Genomic DNA, 18,017 nt, shown 5'->3' with positions numbered 1-18,017 from the left:
GTGTTCCTGGCCAAGGGGGATGACGACCGTGTCAGGATGGATCGGTTTCGGAGCCGTCGAAACATCGGAGGGAAGAAGGAAGGGGCCTGACAGGGGTGTTTTGCTGGCAAGACGTGACACTGCATGGCCCAAGGCATTTGGGCGGAAACGTGAACGAAAATACAAGTGGGGTCGTTATCCCGGGAGCGGCATGGCAATGGAAACCAATGAGCAGGTTTTTTTAAGGGTGGTGGAGGCAGGGAGCCTCAAGGCAGCAGCTGAACAGCTGGGGACGGACCCCTCGTCCGTGAGCCGGAAGGTGGCAGCCCTGGAGGGGCGCCTGGGTGTGAAACTGCTTCAACGCTCCACTCGCCGCTCCGTTCCGACGGAAGCCGGGAAAAAGTACTACGACGGCATGCGGAGGCTCGTTGATGAACAGGCAGCCCTTGAGGCCTGTGTTGCGCGTGAGACCGACATACCCCGGGGGTACCTTCGTGTCACGGCACCGAACAACATAGGTGATGTGCATGTGGCCCCGGTTCTGACGTCCATGGCGGAGATGTACCCGGACCTGAAGGTCGAACTTATCCTCACGGGAGAGGTCCCGGATATGAGCGAGAAGGGCATTGACGTTTCCATCTGCATCGGGCACCTTCCCGACTCCAACCTCATCTGTCGCAAATTGATCGATCTGCCTGTGCTGCTCATCGCCTCAAAGAAGTACTTGGCTAAGCGGGGCACCCCTCGCAAACCCTCGGATCTTCATGACCACGACTTTCTTTTTTTCACTCGTTTCCAGCGAGATACCCCCCTTGAGTTTATTGGGCCGAAGGGCCCCGAGAAGGTGAAGGTGTCTTCTAAATTCATGGTGAACAGCGCTTCGGTGATTCGTAAGCTCAACCGGGCCGGGTTCGGGATCAGCGTCGGCAACCCCCGGGCCTTCAAGGAACTTCTGGACAGCGGCGAGGTGGTTCAGCTGCTGCCGGAGTACTCTTTGGAGCCGTACCCCCTTTATGCCACCTATGTGTCCACGGCCTTTGTCCCTGCAAAGATCCGGCGATTCGTGGATATGATGGCCGCCTATTCATCAGAAGAGTTGAGCGGGTGGACCATAGAGGAGATCGAAGAGTAAAATAGCACCCCTTCCAATGCTCCAAGCTGATTTTAGCTGATGCTGAACAGTGAGGCAGGCATGAACGGCACGGTTCCTATAAAATAGTTTTGATGAGATGTAAGGTAGGGCACTTCATAAAGAACACAAGGCGGGCGTTGTGGAGATGTGGATGGAGCAGATGGGACGTTCGGGTTTTGGTCAGGCAGCGAGCAAATCTTGCCCGGCCCCCGTTTCCCCATCACTATGAAAGGGGGGGAAGGGGGGCTCATTGTATGCTTCTGCTGATCAGCCCACACACCCGAGGCTCGGGTCCTGAGCGGCCGGGCGTCTGCGTTCCCGTTTTTTGTGCTTAACCTGGCACAGCAGCGTTTTGTAGACCGGGAACCCGGAGATCTCGTCGTATTGATCCAGGTCGGTGAGCACGTTGACGTTGGCATTCTGCCACGCCTCGGTCCCCAGGGGGCCGCCGCCGCCCACGGGGGCGTACACAAACCCTTGCATGATCTTGTCGGTGACATAGGCCCGCATCACCACCGATCCCCGGGCCGTCTTGATGATGACGGTGTCTCCGGTGGTGACCCGGCGTTTTTCCGCGTCTGCCTCATTCATCTCAATGACCGGGTAGGGGTATTTCTCCATGAAGCTCGGGATGGCCCGCAGGCATGATTTCATATCGGGCTTGAAGGGGCCTGTGCCCAGGATCAGGGGATAGCGCTTGTGGAGCTTCGGGTTGCTGACGGGGGTCTCAACGGATTCCTCATACTTTGGAAGGCCTTCGTACCCGTATTGTTCCAGCACCGTGGATTTGATCTCGAATTTGCCCGATGGGGTTTCAAATCCGGGTTGCCCGTCTTGCCGCAGCAGGCCTTTTTCCCATTTTCGGTAGGCCATCTCTTTTCTGCCGTTGCGGAGCACATGCTTGTCAGCCTGTTTCAAGTCCTCCACGGTAAAGCCGGTTCCATCCAGGATGTAGTGCAAGAGCTCTTCCTGGCTCTGGGGGAAGAGGTGGCCGTACCCCAGGCGATGGGCCAATTCTGCCAGGATCTGGTAATTGGGCCGGGCTTCGCCCACGGGGTCTGTCAGCTTCTCCCTCAGCCGGATGGCGTTGCCGTAGTAGCAGTAGGACTCCTGCTCAAAGGCTGTGGTTGCAGGCAGTACGATGTCGGCGTAGGCTGCGTCCCGGGTGAGCTGGAGATCGATGGAGACCAAAAAATCAAGGGCCTCCAGAGCTTCTTTCCAGACCCCCGGATCGGGCCAGGAGGTCATCAAAGACGCCCCCATGACAAACATGGAACGTATCTTATAGGGTTCTCCTTCCAGGATGGATTTCGGCAGGAGGGCGGCGTGGGGTTCGCCCCCGCAGTAATGGGAATAGACTGGGAACTTCCCGCTGCCGATGGATTTGTCATAGCCGGGGGTCTCCAGCTGACCCTTTCGGTTCAGGTGAAGGCGATTTTCCCGCCTCGCAAAACAGCGCCCCCCTTCCACATCCAGTTGGCCCGCCAACGCCCACAATACCATGACGGCTCGGATGTTCTGCACCCCGCTTTTGGTGTATTCCAGCCCGGTGTACATGATGTAGCTGGCACCTTCGGCGTCGGCGATGCTTTCGGCCAGGGTTTCGATGGTCTCCTCATCAATTCCCGTGACGGCGGCAACATGGTGTGGCGAGAACTCCTTCACATACGCGGCAAACTCATCAAACCCCAGGGTCCAGTCTGCCACAAACTCTTCATCGTAGAGATTGTCCCGTATGAGGATATGGGCAAGGCCGAGGGCCAGCGCCCCGTCGGAGCCGGGCCGGATGGGGAGCCAGGTGCTGCCCGGAAGCTCGGCTGCCTTGGTCCGCCTGGGGTCGATGACGATGATCTCCGCCCCTTCCTCTGCGGCCGTCTTCAGCCGTTCGAACATCTCGGGTGGTGTGGACGAGGAGGGGTCGGTCCCCCACACGAGGATCAGGTCCGAATTGTCCACATCCGAGAACATATCGATGTGCAGACAGCCCATGGTGAGTTTGGGGGCCAGAACGCCCAGGGCGGTATAACAAGGGGCTCCTACGCCGAAAGAATTGGGGGAGCCAAAGGGAAAGAGCACGCTGCTGGCCAGGTAGATCTCCGAGCCCTTGAGTTGAAAGATGTCTTTGAAGGATCGCTCATAGGTCCCTGTCCCCGCATAAAATCCCACCGCCTCAGGGCCGTGTTTTTTCTTTGTCTCGGTGAGCTTGTCCACGATAATATCAAAGGCTTCGTCCCAGCTGATTTTCTTGAACTCATGGGTGCCTTTGGGGCCCACCCGCTTAAGGGGATGCGTGAGCCGCCGCTCGGAATAGATGATCTCTTTGACGCTGTCTGCTATGGGGCACAGGATGCTGCCCAGAGGCGCTTCAGGGTCCGGCTCCAGTCGGTCGATCCTGTTGTTTTCATCAAAATGCGCAATGACCCCGCAACCGGGGCTATGGAAACAGATGCCGCAAATTCCGGGTTTTGGATCCACTGTGCTCATCTCCTGTTTTGCTGTCTGACCCCCACCACGAATTGTGAGGTGATGTGTTCCCACAGATTTTCTGTCTTCCGGATTCTCCAGTTTACATGGCCTTGGTCAACAATCTGAAAAGGCGGGTGGAAGGCTTCGCCCCCTTCGGACATGAGGCGGACAACGTTATCGATGCCCCGGCCTTGAAACGGGCCTTCGGTCCGGCCGCCCATCCACAGCTCCGGGTGGGAGACGGCTTCGTCCCAGGAGAAGGGGTCGGAGAAGACAAACATGGCGTTGTCGTCCTTGAGCACGTGGTTGATGTTGGCCAGATGCTGCATGGGGTGGGGCACTTTTTCCAGGACGTTGACCGAGGTGGCCGTGGAAAAAAGGGCACCCCGAAAGGGCAGGGCCATGGCGTCGGCCACCACAAACTCAACCCTGTCATCGTGCCAGGCCGGGGAGAGCTCGCAGGTTTTGCGCTCGGTGAGGTGCCCCTCCACGATGAGGTCGAACTCCAGGCGCTTTTCTGTCAGCAATTTCCGCGCTGTCTTGATAAACGACAGGGAGGTGTCCATGCCCACCACCCGAGAGTGGGTCCTGCTCAGTTCAAAGGATAGGCGTCCCACGGAGCATCCGATATCAAGGGCCCAGCCGTTGTTCTCCGAGAAATACGAGGACCAGGTCCTGTAGGCATCCGTGGCATTGGTTCCGTTGAAAAATTCGGCAAAATGGCTCCACAGATACGCCGAGAGCATGGCCTTGGAGTTGTATCCTGCATCATCGGACAGCAACCCCATGCTGCGTTCCGGTAAAAGAACGGCCACGCCATCGCGGATTCCGTAGGTCCTCCGGCAGGCCACGCACGTGAGTTCTCCCTCCAGAACATCATCGTCCTTTTCGTGCGTGACGGTAAGGATTAAGGGGTTTTCCTCAGAAGCACAGTCCGGACAGATCAGTTTTTCCTGTAACCATCGTTTCATATGCACCTTTTTCGGGCCCCTTGGAGGCGCGCTCCGGGGCGGAATCGTTGCCCCGTTACGTTTCAGGGGATGATCAGGTAAGGGGGGGAACGAACCTTCAGACGAAGGTCCGGTGTGCGGTTGCCACAGGGGGATACCGCAAGGCGGCACAGGTCCTCAGCACCGATGGGAGGTTGCCCCACCCCGGGTTTACTGGTTGTTGTGATGGAATGTTATGATTTTGGATATGATTGCAGGCTGTTGCAAGTTGTCTCTACCATCTCACAGACGGCCGGGAAAAGTCCAGCAGAAAGAGCCCGTTCCCCTGGTTGGGTTTCGGTGGGCCCCTTGTGGCAGAGAGTCAACAGAAGGGATAAAAAAGGCCCCCTGAAAATAAATCCAGGGGGCCTTTCATATATTAAATCACGCTACACTCTTTTAGAGGAGCATGATTTTTTTTCTACTGAACGGTGACGTTGGTAGCCGCAGGACCTTTCTGACCCTGCTCAATGTCGAAGGTAACGCGATCACCTTCGTTGAGGGTTTTGAAGCCTGAAGCATTGATGCCTGAGTGGTGTACGAATACATCGGGGCCGTTTTCCTGCTCGATGAATCCAAAACCCTTGCTCTCGTTAAACCATTTTACAATTCCATTGTTCATTGTGACGTTTCCTTAAAAATTAAATGATGTTTGTTGCATGTTCGAAACTTTCAGGTCTGGCCACTTCTTCAAATGGAAATTCCTTTGATAACGAAACACAAGCCTCCACATGAGGCACTAACGGGCGCACTATCTATGTGTTTGCGTAAGTTGTCAATAAGAAAGTGGATATTAAATTTTATAAATGGTTACCCACACGTGTAATTGCTTGACATAAAAGGGTTCCCAACGATTAATCACCCCTGAATAGATTGAAAATGATTCAGGGGTTTTTCGTGAATTTTACAAAAGATCTTTCCCTTAGTGTCGGTATCTCTGCTTCCGTTAGGAGGTCAATGATACCAGGGTACGGCCCCGCACCGCAAAAGGTTCAATTCACGTCCCCGCATGGATACCGCCAGCCATCGAAGAGCCGCCCGTCAATCCCCGCAATATCTCGCCCACGTAACCGCCCGTGCCGTGTCACCCCGTAGGGTGCGGCCCCCGCACCGGAAAAGGTTCAATTCACGTCCCCACACGGATGCCGACAGCCTCCAGAGAGCCGCCCGTCAATCCCCGCAATATCTCGCCCCACGTAACCGCCCGGGCCGTGTCACCCCGTATGGTGCGGCCCCCGCACCGGAAAAGGTTCAATTCACACCCCCGCATGGATGCCGCCAGCCCCTGGAGAGCCGCCCGTCAATCCCCGCAATATCTCGCCCCACGTATCCGCCCGGGCTGTGTCACACGGGTACCTGCTAGGCCCCGCACCGGAAAAGGTTCAATTCACGCCCCCGCATGGATGCCGCCAGCCCCTGGATAGTCGCCCGTCAATCCCCGCGAAATTTCGACCCCACGTATCCGCCCGGGTTGTGTCACACGGTAGGGTGCGGCCCCCGCACCGAAAAGAGTTTCAATTGACATCCCCGCATGGGTACCGACAGCCGCTGGAGAGCTGCCCGTAAAAACCCAAAAGCTTTCAACCCACGCCACTGTTATGGGGTCGATTTTCCCTTACTCCATTAGCCCATTGTGATGCAGGCAGCGCCTTAGATCACGAGACTCTGAAAATATCGGGATGCTTTTCGGTGGCCCACTCGTGGCAGAGGTCGCTCAGGTAGAGTTCCAGCTCGGAGCTTTGGAGGCCGGAAGGCACAACAAGGTCTGTGGCCGGGCGGCGCTTTGATCCTACTCATAGAACAATCACCAAGCATTCTCTTCGTGCAGGGCGAGAATGATCCTGCCAAACACATTAAATGTGATCTTTTTATCCATTTTGATCGTCCAGGGCCTTTGCCATTCGGATGCATGGCAGCCTCACCCCGTTGGGCAGTTCATGGGCGGACTCGCCCAGGCGAAGGTACCCGCAGTGACCATAGAAATCCACCGCGTTGATGGTGGCGCATAATCTCAGTTCATGGACACCGGCGCCCATGGCCCGGGTCTCCAGCTCCGTAATCAGGGCTTTGCCCACCCCGGTTCCCACAGCCCGGGGGTGAACATAAACGGCACCGATTTCACCGCTAACCGGGTTCAGGATGCCCAGGCCAAAGATCCCTTCGTTCTCTTCAGCCACGACCATAATCTTTTCACCTATGGCGTGCTCGTAAATATCGGGCGTCAAAAGTCCTGTCCACCCGGCAATGGCTTCTGGGGTGTAGTGGGGTGCGCAGAGGGTTTTAATGGACGCCCGATGGGTGACCGCGATTTTTTCTGAGTCGGTTGGGAATGCAGAGCGAATGAGCATGGGGGGTCCTTGACTTCATACCATGAAGAGCATGGCCATGTGACGGATCAAAAAGATAATACCTGGCTCCATCCGTCATTACCGTGCATGAGACTTATGCCGAGTAAATCATAACCGAGGCGGGCCTTGGAATCAATGTGGCCTTTCACCGTATAAAGGCACTCAACATGTGCGCATGAAAGCCATGCCGAAGCCATAGGTGGCTGGAGCTGTTGACGGTTACACGTTCTCCGATTCCGCCCGGGCCGTGACACCTTGTAGGGTGCGGCCCCCGCACCGAAAAGAGCTTCAATTGACATCCTCGCATGGGTACCGATAGCCGTCGGAGAGCCTTTCGTCCAAACCTGCCGGGTTATATCTTACGCCACAGCGGGGGCGCGACGGTTTTAACGATCATCACCGCTCAACCCAGTGGTGTTTCAATCCACGCCCCCGCGAGGGGAGCGACGCCCCGCCGTGGATGGATTTTACATCAAGGCGAAGTTTCAATCCACGCTCCCGCGAGGGGAGCGACACCCCCGCGGACGACACGGAAAACGAGGAGGCGACGTTTCAATCCACGCTCCCGCGAGGGGAGCGACGTTAACCAGGCGAGCCAAACACAGGCAGATCAATTGTTTCAATCCACGCTCCCGCGAGGGGAGCGACGTATGTCACCCCCAACTTGGTTAGCGCCCAGCCTGTTTCAATCCACGCTCCCGCGAGGGGAGCGACTCGGAGACCTTAGCGTTACTTAGCAGCTTGCTTGTTTCAATCCACGCTCCCGCGAGGGGAGCGACCATACATCTCCGGGAATTCCCACCCCGTATCGAAGTTTCAATCCACGCTCCCGCGAGGGGAGCGACAGGCTAACGCGGCCTTTCCTGTACCAGGGCCTATGTTTCAATCCACGCTCCCGCGAGGGGAGCGACAAAGGCGGTCAAGCTCCTTCCCCTTGTCGCCCTTGTTTCAATCCACGCTCCCGCGAGGGGAGCGACATAAAGAGGGGTGATCTTGATGCGGACGAGTGGGTTTCAATCCACGCTCCCGCGAGGGGAGCGACTCTAAGCCTCTGCGCTTCTCCTCTCGGCATCCTTGTTTCAATCCACGCTCCCGCGAGGGGAGCGACTTTGGTTTATTTTCGGATAGATAAGAGGCATGAGTTTCAATCCACGCTCCCGCGAGGGGAGCGACCGTATGCCCAGGGCGGCCAATCACAAGCACGAAGGTTTCAATCCACGCTCCCGCGAGGGGAGCGACTGTTTTCAGGGAACCCATTCATATACAAAAGGAAAACCGGGGTTATGCGCGAACCCCGGTCGGCAGTGCCCATGAGGAGCACGTATTGGTCTGATGTTGATGAATAAGTTCATATTTTCAAATGGTTAAAAAATCGCGAACCTCTTCTTCTCCAATGGTCGAAAGAGACCTTTTTTCAGATGGTTGATTTTTATAACAAAAAAACGAGCTCGGGGTTCGCGCTTTCAAAGGATTAAAGGGGCATCCGGGTCGCGTGAGGGTTTTGCCCCCACATGTTCCACCCGGCGTTTCCAGTTGGCCCCCAGAAAGTAGAATCGGAGACTGTCTGTTTCCGGGTTGATCTCTTTGATTAGTTTGGCCTTGACCTCCACCCAGAGGGCCGGGTCCAGGCTGCATTCGAACATGGAGTACTGGACCCGCTGTCCGTAGTTCTGGCACACCCGGGCCACACGTCGGAGCCTCTTTTGGCCCCCTTCATCCATGGCCACATCGTAGCTGACAAGCACCATCATGGCATCTATCTCCATACAAAGGGCGGGTAGCCGTCCAGATCTTTTCGAAAATAACGGTTCAAAAGCTGGGCCTGCACGAAAAAAAGCTGGCCGATCTTTGCCTTTTCCTTCAAGAACGGATGACACACTTCGTCCTGCTTTCGGTCCTGATAGGCGGTAATGACAACCTTGCGCGTGGAATCGTCCATGACCACGGCGCCGGAATCCAGGGTTTGAAAGCCCGACGGGGAGACCTGCCTCTGGTTGATGAGGGAGAGCACCAGGCGATCAGCCACAAAGGCCCGAAACTCTTCCATCATGTCCAGGGCAAGACCCGGTCTGCCCGGTCGGTCCCGGTGAAGAAAACCCACGGCAGGGTCCAGGCCCATGGCCTCCAGGGCTGAGCGGACGTCATGGACAAGGAGGGTGTAGACAAAGGAGAGCATGGCATTGACCATGTCCTGGGGCGGTCGCCTGCTTCGACCCTTGAAACAAAACGTGTCTTTGTTTGTGATGATCAGGTGGTCCAGCACCCCGAAGTATGCCCGGGCCGCGTCTCCCTCCAGGCCGCGGACTGTGTCCAGGGGGCGGGGCGTGGCAAGCTCCTTCAGGGTTGCCTTCAGCCGCGTGACAGCGTCTTGCACGGCATCGGCGTCGAGTTTGTCACGGTGGTCCCTCAGGGCCCTGGAGAGCACGGCCCGGCAGTTGGCCACCTTGCCGATGACGCAGCTTCGGGCAAGCTCCGCAGATTCATCCGGTTCATCGGCGAGGCGGTACTGGGTCCGCCTCACCAAGACGTTACCGGAGACCGGTCCGGCCACCCGGGCAAGGAACCGCCCGCGCTCCGTCAGAAAGGAGGCCCCCACCTCCTTTTCCCCACAGAACCCCATGAGAAAAGGGCTCATCCCCACATTGCCGAAGCAGACGATGCCTGACAGGGTGTGCACGGGAATGCGGGCTACTACCTTGCCGTCCCGGTAGACCGAGACCGTCTCTCCGTCTTTTCCCAGGTAGCTTTTTTGGGTGGTGACGTAGAGGGTATTCAACAGCTTCTTCATCCTTTTGTCACCTCCCTGAGGTAGGCCCTTACACGACCAACCCCCATGTCCTTGGGCATGCAGAGATCCAGAAAGGAGCAGGTGTCGCACCCCTTGGTGTACACAGGCGGCGGGGTGAGGCCTTCCTCCACCAGGTGGTGGAGGGCCAGAGCCGCGTCTATGGTTTCTGTCCTCAACGAGTCGGTGAGGGACACCACTTCACGCCGACGGGGCGTCCCGTAAAAAAGGGCTCCTTCGTCAATACCCATTCCATGCATCTCCTCCAGGCAAAGGGCCTGGGCACAGAGCTGGACCCGGTCGTGGTTGCCCTTTTTGGGCCGCCCTCTTTTGTACTCCACGGGATAGGGACGCCACAGCCCGTCATGATGTCGGTATTCCACGGCGTCGGCTTTGCCCACCAGGCCAAGGGCCCGGCTTTTGAGGTCTACGGCATAGGCCGTCCGTACCCCGGGTTCCCGGTGCTCCCCCGGCCTGTCCACCCGTTGATGGAGGACCTGCCCTTCGGCCGTGTATCTGTTCTCTACCCAGAGCCGCTCCACATGGATCAGTGCGCACTGCCTCGGGCAGAAGAGCAGGTGCTGAAGGGCCGATAGGGGGAGCAGGTCGTCGTCGGCATACATGGCTACAATTTCACCTCGCAGGAGACACCCTTGGGAAGGGCTGACTCGTCAATGGTTATGTCGTAATCCTTAAACGCCCGTGCCGGGGCATTTCCATCCTTGGCGTGGTTGGCGGTCACGGTATCGAACAAGAGGTGGGCCGGGGCATTTCCCAGCTTTGAGTCATGCTTGAACACCACCAGTTTTCGGGCGCTCATTTTCCCCCTTGCCGCTGAATGGTCATGTTCAAACATCTGGGTCAAGGCTTCCCAGAACAGGGAGAGGTCATCTTCGGAAAATCCGGTTTTGGCTGCCAGGGGCGCCGAGATAAACCCTTCGGCACGGTAGAGGGCGTAGGGAATGATGTATTTGCGCCCCATGGTGCGGTTGTCCCCGGATTGTTTTTCGGCTTCTTTTTCCGTTGTCACGGCCATGCGTGTGATGCTCACCTCATGGGGCACCACAGGATCCACGCTTTTGGCAAACACCATCTGAACCGGCCCGCGTACCTGGCCACAGTTCACTTCTGTTGTCATCACCGCACCAAAGCTCCGGATGTCAAAGAAGTTGCCGCACATCCACTGGGTAACGGCCCTGGCGTCTTCCACCTTTTTGGGCAGCTTTTTTCCTTTTTTATCGGGTTTCAGGTCAAGGGCCTTGTACGCCATCTCGTTGCGGTTGTTCAGCACCGCCTTTTCCTGGACATAAATGTTAAATCCTTCCTCTCCGTCCTTGGCCAACTCCACATAGTTTCGGACTTTGCGTTTCAGGCAGACGTCCGTCACCATGCCGTGGCCGGTCTCCGGGTCGATGCGGGGCATGTTTCCGGCATCCGGGTCACCGTTGGGGTTTCCGTTTTCCACGTCAAAAAACAAGACAAATTCATATCGGTTTTCAAGGGCGCTCATGGGTTACTCCTTTTCGTTTTTTCGGTAATTTGCGTTGGACTGGTGGTAATAGCCGATGGTGAAAATACCTTGCTCCTGAAGGGAGAGGCGGGTTGGAAAATCAGCGATATCATCCACAACAGCTTGGATGCCCCTGTCCATTTTTTCCCCGTATTCTGCTTTGGCAATGTGGTGTTGAGCCAGTCTCAGCAATTGGGGAAACACAATGGAGGGCGTGGCCGATGCAGAGCTGAAATAACGGTGTCGAATGGAGGTGTTTACTTTTCCAAGGGCGTCTCTCTGGGCTTTTTCCAACAAGGAAAAAAGACGACCCAACAGGTAAGGGACGTCCTTTCGATTCGGGTCGAGTGACATGGTGATCTCTCCTGATGTTTGCCTGTGGTTTCGAGTCAGACACGCCTTGATGACGGCGGCCCGCACATAATTGACCTCTTTGTCGGCGCGAATGCGCCCTAAAATGGCGGTGTAAAGGCTCTCGGGGTATCGGCAGCCCGTGAGGACGCTGCGCGAAGGGCCCCTGAAAAGCGGAGATGTCTCTCTTTTTTGCTGGACAGCGCTTTCCAATAGAATCTGCCATAGCGACGGAAATTCGGGCTGGTTGGGGTATTGCCTCTCCATACTCAAGGCTCCGTAGTGCAGGCCAGCCTTCTCCACCAGGGTTCCAAAGGTTGAGGGGCACCAGAATCGTACGGAAAGGCGGGACTGGTTGGGGGCCAATCCCAGGATGTAAAATTTTACGTCCTTGTCCAGCTCACCCAGAGCATCATGAAGGGCCACTCCATCCCGCAAGGCCCGTAAAATCGAGCGCACCTTGGCCGCTGATTGCCGGTCTTCCCCGGATTCTTTTGGGGAACCTTTCGGGTCAGGCTCGTTGGTGACATCAAAAAAAGAGGCCAGCAGATCTTCTTCAGGTGCCTTTTTCTCTGCCCAAAACACCGTGCTGGTGTCCCCGATGGACAAAGTCCGTCCGTTTTCACGGCGCAGCAGGTAGTTCAACGCCGTGGTGTATGCAAAGGCAACAGTTTCGCCCACCGGCGCGTTGAAACTCTGCTCTTTGCCGTAGGATGCAAAGGCATCAAGGTTAAAGGATACAATGGCGCACCCTGCGGGCTGCCCCCCGGAGACGCCTTTGATGGGGGGGTGGAGCCTTGCAATGGGTCCCACCTCTCCTGTGACGAGGCAGGGCGCTTCATAGGAGCCATCTTCCTTTTTATCCTGCAGCGTCTGCCAGAGCTCCAGCACGTCCGGGTATTCGTGGACCGGCCTGTCATCGCCTTCCAGCCAGAAGATCAGGTTCTGATCGAGGAACTCCTCTTTTAACTCCAATGCCTCAGCCTGCTCCGGTTCCCATGCCTCCAGAAAAGCGGCCACAGCCTTGACCCGGGCACAGGATGTGTGCCCGGCGATATCCTGGTGCTTTTCCTTGAACGCATCAAAGGTCATGCGGCTGCGCTGGGGTTTTCCCTTGCCGTCCACCCCGAGGACATACCCGGAATTATCCCAGAGAAAGTTGGGAACAATGGATGTGCCGGAACGCTTCACTGCGGCAGGTACGATCTTTTTGACAGGCACGACTTTTTTGCCTTGGGTTTCCCGTAAATCCCGGATGCTTTTGAAATGTCCCTCCGCACTGACCATCACTGCAAAGGAGATCTTCTCTTCGCTGAACCCGGGCCTGGGCATGGAGGCTTTCGGGTCTGCCACCATGCGCTCATAATAGTCGGTTAACGCCGAGAGAATCATAGCCCGGCCTCCTTTTGCCATCGGGCCACATCAATGACCCCGTCCACCATGGTGGGGCGGTAGAATTGAGGTGTCATCTGACAGAGTAAAATGGATGGTCGGTGGACATCCAGCCAATGCTTTAACCGTCCCGCCAGCTTGAAGAGGCTTCCCTCGCGCCAGCTTCTGCCGCCGAAGCCCGGACATCCCCTGGGCCGTCAAAGCGCGCCAGAGTTATCGCACGGCGTTTGAAAATATCCATGTGCTTGCCGGGGTTGTCTTCGGCGCCCGCTTTATCCGTCATGTCGAAATGGGCCTCAATGATGTACGCCACATCGCGAAGTACCAGGGCGGCACGTTGCTGGCGCTCGTCTTCAATGAACTGGTGAACGGCCTTGCCGCTTTTCATGGCCGACTTGGCCGAAGCAGCGGAGGCTTTGCCTTTCAGCTCGTTACGCCGTACCGAATCAAACCGCACGGGCTTCAAGACATGGATTTTGTCCACCACCCAGGAGATGGCGGGTTTCCAGTGGATGGCCTCCAGGATCCCTCGGGCGGCCGAAGGGGTCATCACATCGTAGCTTACCCGCTCCACCTTCATCTCCGGTCGGGTAAAACAGGCGTAATCGCCCCATACCTTCAACTTGACACCATAACCCATAGATCCTCCTTTGTTATCCACGCCACACGGCGGCAATACAGGGTAAACACGATTAAATAATTCCCGAACCCGCGTTCCAGTGGGTGGGGTCTTCCGAACAGAGCCCGACGTCCTCTCTGTACCCGATGCCTTCGCGGGCCACGTAAAATTGATCTCTCAAGGGCACCACACCTCCCTCAAAAAGGGCTTCCAATTCCGTTTTATAAACCTGGACCGTGTAGGACTGGAGTTGTCGTAGAGTGCCCGATATGTCCTGGGCATACTCCAGTTGACGCACCAAGTCCCTGGCCCGTTGGTCCCACTCCACAATGACGGGACGTTTGGTTTCAATGAACCGATACCGATCGTTGATGACCACAAAAGGAAACGAGGTGGGGAGTTTGAGGCCGATATTGGGTTCGTACAGGCATTTCATGACCTCTTTTTGGTCAAGCCCTTCAAACTGGTAGAGCCGCCGGAAAAAGGCGGAGACAGCCTCGCGGCTGAATAGGTCGTCGTGGGAGGCGGCTATCTCTTCAAACACCTCGGCTCGCCGCTGAAACCCCGGTGCCCTTTTGGGCATGCCGGTTTCGGGCCGGAATACGTAGACTTGTCCTGTGGGGCGCTTGCCTTCCCGGTTGCATCGCCCTGCGGCCTGGGCAACGGAGTCAAGGCCTGCCACAGCCCGATACACCGTCGGAAAATCAACATCCACACCGCATTCAATGAGTGAGGTGCTTACCACCCTGCATGGGAGGCCTTTTTCAAGGCATTTCGATATCTTTTGGAGAATTTTCCGTCTGTGGGCCGGGACCATACGGGCGCTTAAATGAAAATTTCCCTCTTCTTTGCCAAGGGTGTCATACAGGGTGCGCGCATGGTTTCTGGTATTGACAATGCAGAGCACCTGATGTTCGTTGCGCAGTCTCTCGGCAATCTCTTCATCTGAAAGGGTGCCGAGCCGGGTAATCTTTGTTCTCTCAAAGGTCCTGAAAAGGTCCTTTTTCTGTTGTTCCGGGATGATCTCCCGAATGGCCCCTTCAGGAAATCCGCAGGTCAGGCGGCCCGATTGTTCAAGGGCGGGCTGGGTGGCCGTGCACAGCACCAGGGTGGAATCATAGTTGGTTGCAAGCTCACGCAGGGCCATCACCGAAGGTTGAAGCAGGGGAAGGGGGAGCATCTGGGCTTCATCGAGTATCACCACACTGCGGGCAATGCTGGGGAGTTTTCGGCATCGGGAGGACCGGTTGGCAAAAAGGGACTCGAAGAATTGCACCGAGGTGGTCACCACCAGGGTGGCGTCCCAGTTCTCCATGGCAAGACGGAACCTGACGGCTCCCGCGATGTCCGGGTGGTCGTCTCCTCCTTCTTTCTCTTCATCGGGGTGAAGGTAGTTGCAATGATGCTCCAGCACGGCATCCTCCCCCAACGCCTTGCGAAACACATCGGCATTTTGTTCGATAATACTGGTGTAGGGGATGACATAAATCACCCGCCTCAACCCATGGGTTTTGGCGTGTTCCAAGGCGAAGGTAAGTGATGAAAGGGTTTTTCCTCCCCCTGTGGGGACGGTGAGGGAAAAGAGGCCTGGTTGTTGTTCGGATGCCTCGCGGCAATAATTCAGGATCTCTTGGCGCGCCGTATTGATGGGGGTTGGTTCTGACTTTTGCAACAAGGTGTCCATGTGCTGGCGAAGCGTTTCCGTCATTTCAGGGATGCCGGGCCAGGGGCTTCTCAGCATGGATTTTTCGGGGGAGCAAAAGGCCTCGGTGTCCAGAAAGTCAGCATCCGTCAGGCAGCCGTAGATCATGCGCACAAAAAAACTTAAGGTGAATCCCGCTGTTTCCTTGTCCATTTTCAGTCTTGGAGGAAGTGCGATTTCGGGAAGGGGGACTTCGTTTTGCCACCCCTCCACAGGCGGGATCTCTCTTTTGGCCAGACGATTTTTCAAGGACCCGTGATCCGCCGTCGTATGACCGCCGTCGGGCAGTCCCCCATGGTGCCCGGCGATGACATAGGAGAGCAAGGTGGCAAGACACTCCCCATGGTCGCCCATGGCCTCTTTCCAAAGACGACGGACCCACTGAGACCCTGCCGTGGAATGATCCACCCTCCCCTTGGATGTTTCAAGGTACCGTTGAAATTCGTGAGAAAATTTACCCAGGTCGTGGAGTAGCCCGGCCCATCGGGCAAAGTCTTCCCCGCCGAAACAGGCGGCCCTGTCGGCGGCAAGGTCGGCTACTTGTATCAGGTGGTCAATCAACGGTTGCCAGGTCGATGGGGCATTGGCAGTCGTGTGAGCATAGTAATGAATTTTGTTTTTCATGATGCTTCAACTTTCTATCAATTAGGTTGATGTCTTGTTGTAGCCAGCTTACAGGGTTACTCCGTCAAAGCTGGTTGCATCGGTGAGAAATTTTTTTTCTGTGTGCCTTTCCAATACAATATGGCATTTGCCCATCGATATATGGATAACTGATAGGTCTTCGTGGCTAAAAAAGCTATAGCCAAATATGAAAAGAATAAACACTAAAACAATCTCGGCTTTTTTTGTTTCAACGCAGCATCGGATTTTCATGAGTCTCCTTTTAGCATACATCAATTGAAATATTATTTTTGGTAAACCATACCCTATGCCAAATGGGACCAAGAGGCATAGAGCATAGCATACATTCAATTGTTTCAATCCACTCCGCTAGCTTGCAGGGAGACTCATTACCAAGACATTCAATGTTTGGTAATTCCTGAGAATGGTAATCTCGAAGTTTCAGTGTGTCAAATGTTTGTTTACATTCAATTGAAGTGTGAGTGGTTAAGATGTTGATTTTTATATTTAAAAAAGTGAGTGTTTTTGTCTGTATATTTGGTCAATTTTTGCGAATTCCCCTCGGATTTCCTGCCGGAACCATTTCGGTGCAAGCACTTCCACATCCGATCCCCACCCCAGAACCCAACGCCTCACATCCCGGATGCCCCGGGTTGTGAAGGAGAGCTCTAAGGTGCCATCGGGTCCGGGCGTGAGGGTTTGTCCGTTTACCCAGGTTCTCTCGGCGGCGTATCGGGCTTGTGCCTTGGAGAACCGAAGGCACACAGTGATCTCACCGTCGTCAATGATACCAAAGGTACGGGACAGGTAATCGCCTGGAGAAAACCCTTTGGGGTAGCTGTACTCCTGCCCGGTTGCGCGGACTTTGTGGATGCGTTCCACTGCGTAGGTTCGGAAAGCGCCTTCGGACCTTTTCTGGGCGATGAGGTAGAGTCCGCCCGACTCCTCAAACAGGTGAAGGGGGTTGATGACCACCTCTTTATGGGTGTCGGTGGCAAAGGCGTGGTAGGACATTTTCAGAGACTCTCGGGAGACGATGGCTTCGGTTACGGTGGCGAGAACCGGCTCATGGGTGGCGTAATTTTTTTGGATCAGGGGCTTGGTCACCTTGAGGTGGCGCATACCGTCCAGGGCGTCGGTGAGTTCTTTGGGATAGAAGTACGTGAGCTTGGAGAAGAGCGACTTCAGGAGGCGCTCCATGTAGGTACCTTTGAACACCGGGTCGTTTCGGTTGAGAAGGTAAAGGCACATCACCTCCTGGTGGGTGAGGGTGAGATTGGGGATGGCGGTGTTGGGGAGTTTTTTCACATAGGAGGGCTCCAGGTGCCATCGCTTTTCCCGGGCGCCCTGGGGTCGATCCTTGTAGATGGGGAACTCCATTTCCTCCATGTTGTGGAGAATCCGTTCCACGGATCGGCGCTTCACCTTCAGGGCTTCTGTCAGTTCCCGGATGGTGGCTCCAGAAGGGGTGGAGAGCCGATCCAATACCTCGCAAATCTGACGCACCTGTTTCCCTCTCATAAGCACTCCTTACTCTTTATTTCTTTGGCGAAAAAAATGAGTTAACGTGTGGCTTGGAAATAGAGGTATCAAAACGGGCCTTGCCTTTCCAGCACTATTTTCACCTGGTGAGTGATGACTATTTAGGTTGGCAGGACGTGGCTGTTTTTACCTTGTGGTAGACTGATTTTCCATCGATGCGGTAAGGCTGGGGTGTTGAGTGGAAGGGGCGTTCGGTATTTATTCTATAGTTTTGGAATAGGTAAGGCTGAGATATAACGGCAAAAAAAGTGTTGACACCCAAAAAGGATCACATTAGGGTGGGGCGTAATAACTAGTTATTGTGACGTTCATGATGCAGCCCGACAGGATGCGGCAAACACCCTGCCAGGCCTGACCAAAAACAACCTTCACAGGAGGTCGTCATGGCTACACGGTTTTTTACACCACCACCAAATCCATTTCAAGTCGTATTTTCCTCATCCCGCGGCACCCCGCACACTTTCAGTGGACATTACAGACTCACCAGATGGCCAATGAACACGATCGTTTCTGATTGACGGCGGGGAAGGCGCGTCTTCGGATTTCTACGCGTTCTCTAACAGACCTGTGAACAGGCG

General features: G+C 55.7%; 13 protein-coding genes, 1 pseudogene and 1 CRISPR repeat array. Of the genes and pseudogenes, 1 reads left to right on the top strand and 13 read right to left on the bottom strand.

Annotated elements, in window-relative coordinates:
• Positions 1 to 190 precede the first annotated feature (190 nt).
• Entirely contained in the window at positions 191 to 1,111 is a 921-nt protein-coding gene (locus ACOYW2_RS18475) for a LysR family transcriptional regulator (protein ID WP_482767502.1), read from the top strand.
• Positions 1,112 to 1,378: 267 nt separating this feature from the next.
• Here ACOYW2_RS18475 and ACOYW2_RS18470 read toward each other — a convergent pair whose 3' ends face one another.
• From ACOYW2_RS18470 to ACOYW2_RS18410, 13 genes and pseudogenes are all read right to left on the bottom strand, one after another.
• Positions 1,379 to 3,586, bottom strand: a complete 2,208-nt coding sequence (locus tag ACOYW2_RS18470) for a molybdopterin-containing oxidoreductase family protein (RefSeq protein WP_482767501.1) — start codon at positions 3,584 to 3,586, stop codon at positions 1,379 to 1,381.
• A 5-nt stretch (positions 3,587 to 3,591) separates the two neighbouring features.
• Positions 3,592 to 4,548, bottom strand: coding sequence for a class I SAM-dependent methyltransferase (locus tag ACOYW2_RS18465; RefSeq protein WP_482767500.1), 957 nt, complete (start codon positions 4,546 to 4,548; stop codon positions 3,592 to 3,594).
• 439 nt (positions 4,549 to 4,987) lie between these two features.
• Positions 4,988 to 5,188: a cold-shock protein gene (locus ACOYW2_RS18460; protein WP_482417514.1), complete on the bottom strand. Its 201-nt coding sequence runs from the start codon at positions 5,186 to 5,188 to the stop codon at positions 4,988 to 4,990.
• A 1,033-nt stretch (positions 5,189 to 6,221) separates the two neighbouring features.
• A pseudogene (locus tag ACOYW2_RS18455) lies at positions 6,222 to 6,338 on the bottom strand (DUF7661 family protein); the annotation flags it as partial.
• A gap of 96 nt (positions 6,339 to 6,434) precedes the next feature.
• A complete protein-coding gene (locus ACOYW2_RS18450; protein WP_482767499.1) occupies positions 6,435 to 6,914 on the bottom strand; it encodes a GNAT family N-acetyltransferase in 480 nt (159 codons plus the stop codon).
• Between the two features lie 416 nt (positions 6,915 to 7,330).
• Positions 7,331 to 8,153: a CRISPR direct-repeat array (repeat unit 32 nt; unit sequence GTTTCAATCCACGCTCCCGCGAGGGGAGCGAC).
• Positions 8,154 to 8,377: 224 nt separating this feature from the next.
• The gene (gene cas2, locus ACOYW2_RS18445) at positions 8,378 to 8,665 is read right to left on the bottom strand and encodes a CRISPR-associated endonuclease Cas2 (RefSeq protein ID WP_482767498.1); all 288 of its coding nucleotides are present in this window, start codon (positions 8,663 to 8,665) and stop codon (positions 8,378 to 8,380) included.
• 5 nt (positions 8,666 to 8,670) lie between these two features.
• Positions 8,671 to 9,702, bottom strand: coding sequence for a type I-C CRISPR-associated endonuclease Cas1c (gene cas1c, locus ACOYW2_RS18440; protein ID WP_482767497.1), 1,032 nt, complete (start codon positions 9,700 to 9,702; stop codon positions 8,671 to 8,673).
• Entirely contained in the window at positions 9,699 to 10,322 is a 624-nt protein-coding gene (gene cas4, locus ACOYW2_RS18435; protein WP_482767496.1) for a CRISPR-associated protein Cas4, read from the bottom strand. Before cas4 ends, cas1c begins: the two co-directional genes overlap by 4 nt.
• Before the next feature lie 2 nt (positions 10,323 to 10,324).
• Entirely contained in the window at positions 10,325 to 11,209 is an 885-nt protein-coding gene (cas7c, locus tag ACOYW2_RS18430; RefSeq protein WP_482767495.1) for a type I-C CRISPR-associated protein Cas7/Csd2, read from the bottom strand.
• Between the two features lie 3 nt (positions 11,210 to 11,212).
• Positions 11,213 to 12,952: a type I-C CRISPR-associated protein Cas8c/Csd1 gene (gene cas8c / locus ACOYW2_RS18425; protein WP_482767494.1), complete on the bottom strand. Its 1,740-nt coding sequence runs from the start codon at positions 12,950 to 12,952 to the stop codon at positions 11,213 to 11,215.
• Positions 12,953 to 13,073: 121 nt separating this feature from the next.
• Positions 13,074 to 13,592 carry a type I-C CRISPR-associated protein Cas5c gene (gene cas5c / locus ACOYW2_RS18420; RefSeq protein ID WP_482767493.1) on the bottom strand — a complete coding sequence of 173 codons (519 nt, stop codon included), beginning with the start codon at positions 13,590 to 13,592 and terminating at the stop codon, positions 13,074 to 13,076.
• A gap of 52 nt (positions 13,593 to 13,644) precedes the next feature.
• Positions 13,645 to 15,897 carry a CRISPR-associated helicase Cas3' gene (gene cas3 / locus ACOYW2_RS18415; RefSeq protein WP_482767492.1) on the bottom strand — a complete coding sequence of 751 codons (2,253 nt, stop codon included), beginning with the start codon at positions 15,895 to 15,897 and terminating at the stop codon, positions 13,645 to 13,647.
• A gap of 507 nt (positions 15,898 to 16,404) precedes the next feature.
• Positions 16,405 to 17,418 (bottom strand): helix-turn-helix transcriptional regulator, encoded by a 1,014-nt coding sequence (locus ACOYW2_RS18410; protein WP_482767491.1) that lies wholly within the window; start codon positions 17,416 to 17,418, stop codon positions 16,405 to 16,407.
• Positions 17,419 to 18,017: the final 599 nt, after the last annotated feature.

It is taken from the genome of Desulfoluna sp. CLI2B, from assembly GCF_056847375.1.
Note: the sequence above shows the minus strand (reverse complement) of the source record. Positions and strands in the feature narration are given on the sequence as shown.